The organism is Mesotoga sp. HF07.pep.5.2.highcov, assembly GCF_003666285.1.
In the GTDB taxonomy this organism is placed as follows: domain Bacteria; phylum Thermotogota; class Thermotogae; order Petrotogales; family Kosmotogaceae; genus Mesotoga; species Mesotoga prima.
The window spans coordinates 1-5,100 of the sequence record NZ_JFHJ01000305.1; the positions used below are offsets into that span (position 1 = coordinate 1).

Consider the following 5,100-nt stretch of genomic DNA (forward strand, 5'->3'; position numbering starts at 1 on the left):
AGCTCTCGAATGTTTCCGGGCCAGTCATATGCTTTCATCTTATTCATGAAATCCTCTGGAATCGTCGGTGGCTTCTTCATTCCAAGCTCCTCACAGAGCCTCGGCAAAAAGTGATGGATCAGAATCGGGATATCCTCACGTTTTTCTCTTAGCGGATCTATCTTAATCTTCACGACGTTCAATCTGTAGTAGAGATCACTCCTGAAGTTTCCTTTCGAAACTTCTACCTCAAGATCTCTATTTGTGGCTGCGATTACTCTTAGGTCAAGCTTTCGGGATGTGGTGCCCCCAAGCCTCTGACTGGAGGATGTCTCGAGGACCCTCAGAAGTTTCACCTGCATTGGAAGGGGCATCTCGGATATTTCGTCAAGGAAAAGTGTTCCGCGGTGGGACTCTTCTATCAAACCCGGTTTTGAATTCATGGCACCCGTGAAGGAGCCCTTTTCGTAGCCGAAAAGCTCACTCTCAAAAAGGTTTTCCGGTATTGCACCACAGTTTATGGGGACAAACTTTCCTCGTCCACTTTTCTGGTGTATAGATCTCGCAACCACTTCCTTTCCAGTGCCGCTTTCTCCCTCAAGAAGCACCGTGACTTTCTTTGGTGCGATTGCTGCGATCATTTGCTTCAGCTCGAGAATATTTTTGCTCTTTCCGATTATCTCTACGGAGGGTTCAGTAGTCACCAAGTCGGCCAGACTATCCCTTTCCCTTGAAACCTCCGAGAACTCAATTGCCCTCTTAACTTCGAGAAGCGCATGGTTTAGATCAAAGGGCTTCTCTAGAAAATTGAAAGCGCCTTTTTTGACTGCATCTATTGCAGTGTTTATGTCTCCATGAGCGGAGACAACTATCACTGGCGAACTGAGTGCGGCTTCGGAAATTATGTCTAACCCCGATCCATCGGGAAGTCTGACGTCCAGTATCAAACAATCGAAGACCTCTTCAGAGATCTGCTTCAGCGTCTGCTCGAGATTGTAGACCTGAACTACTTCGTATCCCTCTTCTTCTAGCGCAGCGCCCAGGAGACCGTTAAAGGCCAGATCATCATCAACCACAAGGACTTTGCGCTTCATCTAATTGCCTCCTGAAGGTTAATACAAATACTGTTCCTTTCCCTTTTACACTTCTCATTTTCAATCTTACATCGTTTTCCTCGCAGAAATTGTGGACTAGGTACAGTCCAAGTCCCGATCCCTCGGTCTTAGTTGAAAAGAAGGGCTTGAATACTTTCTGCAAATTGGTCGGGTCGATTCCCTTTCCCGTATCGGCAACGATCAGTGTCAAGTATTCTTTTGAGGCTCTAACTTTTGCGATAATGGAGGTTTCTGAAGGCAGACCGGCTTCGACGGCATTCATGAAGAGGTTCTTGATAACATTCTCAAGCCTTCCGCGCTGCGCCAAGACCAGCCCTTTTTCGAGCGAGATTATTCTAAAATCTATCTTTCTTTCCTGAAAGATCGAGGACATGAAGGTCGCGACTTTCATAACCTGCTCAGAAAGATCGACCACGTCGAATTCCTCTCCATACCTGAAAATCTGTAGGATTCCACCTACCCTACCTTGAAAGGCATTTAGCTCCTTTTCAAGTGTATCAATGTACTCTGGTTTTCCCGTTCTCCTGTAAAGATCAAGCGCAAGCCTAACATTTGCCAGCGGTTGCTTGAGACCATGCGCGAGATCGGCTACTGTTTGCGCATCGACAGCATATCTTCTCGTTTTTTCCAGAAGCTGTTTTGTCTTCCACTGACTGGTCATATCGGTAAGGGTTAGCAGATAACCGCTTTTCTGCTTATGGACAACCGACACAAGGTATCGCTTGCCGAGTTTCTTGCTATAGACTTCATACTGACCTTCTTGAAGCGGAAAAATCAAACCTGTCCTTCTTGCAAATCTATCTATCCGGAGATATCTTCCTTGCTGACTACCGTAAGAGAAGCTCTTTGTGAACGCGTCGTTGACGAGATCGAAATTTCCGTTCTCGTCCACTGAAGCAACGGAAATCTCTAGGGTGTTCAGAAGCTCTGAATAATCCCTGTACAGTCTTTCGTAATAATTTCTTTCCTCTTCAATTTGAAATGAAAGACTTCTGTAGAAGCCGTAAATCTGATTGAACTGCCCTTCAAGTTCACCGATTGATTTTCTCTCGCCTGTTTGTACAAGCCTAACTAGCCTCTCCAACTGTCTTACCAGAGCGAAATAGACGGATGCTAACGCCGCAAGAGAAAGAAGAGCTATCAAAACCACTCGATCAAGACTGAACCCTTCAATGAAAGAATAGATAAGCCCAGTTCCCAGCACCACACCACCAACAATGTAATGGTAGCCGGGTTTGAAAAGGCCTCCGTCAAGTTTTGACAATTGTTATGGGTTCCCCTTCCTCAATGGCGAGGAGCTCCCGGGCACTTCCCTTGTTCACGGTGATTTCTAGGAAGCCGCTTGAATCGAAATGGGCAAGCAAATTTCCGGGATTCACATCGTAATAAGTATTTCCGAATGTAGCTTTGAAAGGTTTTCTGCCCTTTCCAATTTCAAGAATTTCTCCTTCTTCAAAATCATTAGCGAGAGCCTCTGGAACATTCGTTTCCAGGTTACCAAAATTATCGTAGAAGGCAACCTCCCCAGAGAGTACATTTCCTTCTCTGGCAGGTTTCTTGTATTTAAGATATTCGAAGCTCATTAGTCTAGAACCGAGTTTAGCCGGTTCTACGCCTGCATCGACATGGGCTGCAACGGGCGCGAAAATGTCTCTTCCATGAAAGCTCCGGGAATTTCCCCTGTGGTACTCTCTATTTTCCAGCTCTCGTATTTCGTGGATTCCGTACTCTTCGGCAGCAAGTGTGAACAAACCATTGTCCGGTCCAACAAGGCGTCTTCCATCTTTCAAAACCATCATTATTGGCTTTCTTGATGTCCCTACCCCAGGATCAACGACTGCTAGAAAGACTGCATCTGCCGGAAGATCCTTTATTGCCCTTTGCAAGACATAAGCACCGTGTCTTATGCTGTAAGGTCTAATATCATGACATATATCTATTATTTCCACCATTCTATTTATTTCTCTCATCACGACTTTAGTTACGCCGACATAGTAGCTGTTTGATCCCCAGTCAGTAAGAAAAGCAATCATTCTAATCCCTCCATTTGCCAACAATTGAAGAAAACACTTTTTCGATACAACCGAATCCGACCCTGTATAGATTCGAATCTGTTTTACAGTCAGAAGCACCGAAGCCAGGAACAGCAATACAGTAGTTTGAGATCAGATTTGAAAGTTCCTCTTCGTTACTTGTCTTTGCCGGAAGAAGCAGAACCGCAAGAACTTCAGCCTTCTCTCTAAGGAAATCTATATGCCAGTGCTTCTTCTTTTCTTCTAAGAGGTGCCTCTTAACCCTTTCCGTCAGTGAGTTCATTGCCGATCCAACATATAAGTAGTATCCCGATTCAAGATGCCACTTTTTTTTGCTCGAAGATACCTCTGCCGCTTCTCTGAGAAAAAGCAAGACAATGTAATCACCCTTATTGTAATCCATAATGTAGATATTATACGACAGCAAACCTGCCAAGAACCATTTGCTCTGAAATGAAAAGGTGTACAATGTATAATTTGTTGAGGTGATTTCCTTGGCAAAAGTTGTGGTTAATACCGTGAGCATAGGGGCCAATGCGAAAAGAGTTAGAGAACTGGCCGAAGTTAATGGGGTAGAAATCGCAGCGGTTACGAAAGTTGTGTGTGGAGACCCGACGATAGCATCTATACTGTTGAATAGTGGAGTAAAGGAAATCGGCGAATCCAGGTTGGAAAACATTTCCAGAATTATGAATGCTGGAATTGATTCTGATTTTCTTTTGTTAAGACTTCCCGAGAGATCAAAATTCAGAGAAGTGTTGGATAATGTAGACACCGTGCTCATTGGAGATCTTGATTCATTGAGCAAGCTTTATGAACTCTCATCTGAAACAGGGCAAGAAGTGAATTTCATATACATGATCGATACGGGAGACCTTAGAGAGGGAGTTATGTATTACGAGGCGGAATCGGTTTTGGAGAAAGCATTCGAAATTGCCGGTGAAAACCTTGAAGGAATTGGAACCAATCTTGGATGCTTTGGGGGCGTAATTGCAACTCCAAAGAAATTCGAGATTCTTCTTTCTTTAGGTGAGTTCCTTAGAAAAAAGACTGGCTATTCATTGAGAAGATACTCTGCCGGGAATACTGCGTCACTGCCTCTTCTCGAAAAAGGGATAGTTCCGAAAGGTATAAACCATTTCAGATTGGGAGAGTCGATTCTTTGTGGGACCGATGTTACGAACAACAGAGAGGTTCCTGGAACACTGCAGGATACGTTTACACTGTATGGGGAAGTAATCGAAATAGCGGAAAAGCCATCCGTACCGATAGGCGAAATAGGTCGTGATGCTTTTGGAAGAATCCCCCATTTTGAAGACAAGGGGAAGAGAATAAAGGCGATACTGGATCTTGGAGAACAGGATGTTCTTCCCTCAGGATTGACGCCACTTGTCGGGGGATGTGAAGTGCTACACGCTTCGAGTGATCACCTGATAGTCGACGTGACCGAGTCCGAAAAGTCTTTTTCTGTAGGGGATTCGATTGGCTTCAGAATGTCGTACGGTGCGCTGCTAAGAGTGATGACCTCACCGTATATAAGGAAGGTTTACGAATGATAAGGCGCCTTCAAAAGTGTGATGGAGAAAGAGTAAGAGAGATCGTAAAGACGATCTGGGAGGGTGATGACTACATTCCTCATGTCTTCGAAAAATGGGTTGAAGACCCTTCATGCCACTTCATGGGACTCTGGAAAGACGGGACATTAGTAGGAATAGATAATCTCAGACTCTTAAGCGATAAAGTGGGCTGGATGGAAGGAATGAGAATAGATCCTGCTCTTCAGGGCAAAGGGTTTGGCAAGGAACTCGGAAAACAAACCCTGGCCATTGCGAAGAGAATCGGGCTCGAAAGGCTTTACTTTGCGACCTATTTCGACAATACTGCCTCGATCAGAATGAATGAAGCCTTCGGTTTCAACCGCATAGGTGTTTTCACAAACCTTGAAAGTGAGATAGGAGATATCTCAGATTCTT

At 44.6% G+C, this 5,100-nt stretch carries 6 protein-coding genes; 2 read left to right on the forward strand and 4 right to left on the reverse strand.

Annotation, left to right across the window (positions count from 1 at the left end; all coding sequences use genetic code 11):
- The 4 genes from BG32_RS06725 to BG32_RS06740 all read right to left on the reverse strand — a co-directional run.
- Positions 1 to 1,073 (reverse strand): sigma-54 dependent transcriptional regulator (locus BG32_RS06725; RefSeq protein WP_147434859.1); only part of this gene is annotated, 1,073 nt, incomplete at its 3' end.
- Positions 1,048 to 2,358: a PAS domain-containing sensor histidine kinase gene (locus BG32_RS06730; protein WP_014730247.1), complete on the reverse strand. Its 1,311-nt coding sequence runs from the start codon at positions 2,356 to 2,358 to the stop codon at positions 1,048 to 1,050. The genes BG32_RS06730 and BG32_RS06725, both read right to left, overlap by 26 nt.
- Positions 2,345 to 3,127 carry an S-adenosyl-l-methionine hydroxide adenosyltransferase family protein gene (locus BG32_RS06735; protein WP_014730248.1) on the reverse strand — a complete coding sequence of 261 codons (783 nt, stop codon included), beginning with the start codon at positions 3,125 to 3,127 and terminating at the stop codon, positions 2,345 to 2,347. Before BG32_RS06735 ends, BG32_RS06730 begins: the two co-directional genes overlap by 14 nt.
- Position 3,128: 1 nt before the next feature.
- Positions 3,129 to 3,554 (reverse strand): DUF123 domain-containing protein, encoded by a 426-nt coding sequence (locus BG32_RS06740; protein WP_236609192.1) that lies wholly within the window; start codon positions 3,552 to 3,554, stop codon positions 3,129 to 3,131.
- Positions 3,555 to 3,612: 58 nt separating this feature from the next.
- Here BG32_RS06740 and BG32_RS06745 point away from each other — a divergent pair, with 58 nt between their 5' ends.
- Together BG32_RS06745 and BG32_RS06750 are read left to right on the forward strand one after the other, a co-directional pair.
- On the forward strand, positions 3,613 to 4,683 hold the full coding sequence (locus BG32_RS06745) for an alanine/ornithine racemase family PLP-dependent enzyme (RefSeq protein ID WP_259459573.1): 1,071 nt from the start codon (positions 3,613 to 3,615) through the stop codon (positions 4,681 to 4,683).
- On the forward strand, positions 4,680 to 5,100 hold a 421-nt coding region (locus BG32_RS06750), incomplete at its 3' end, for a GNAT family N-acetyltransferase (protein WP_147434860.1). The genes BG32_RS06745 and BG32_RS06750, both read left to right, overlap by 4 nt.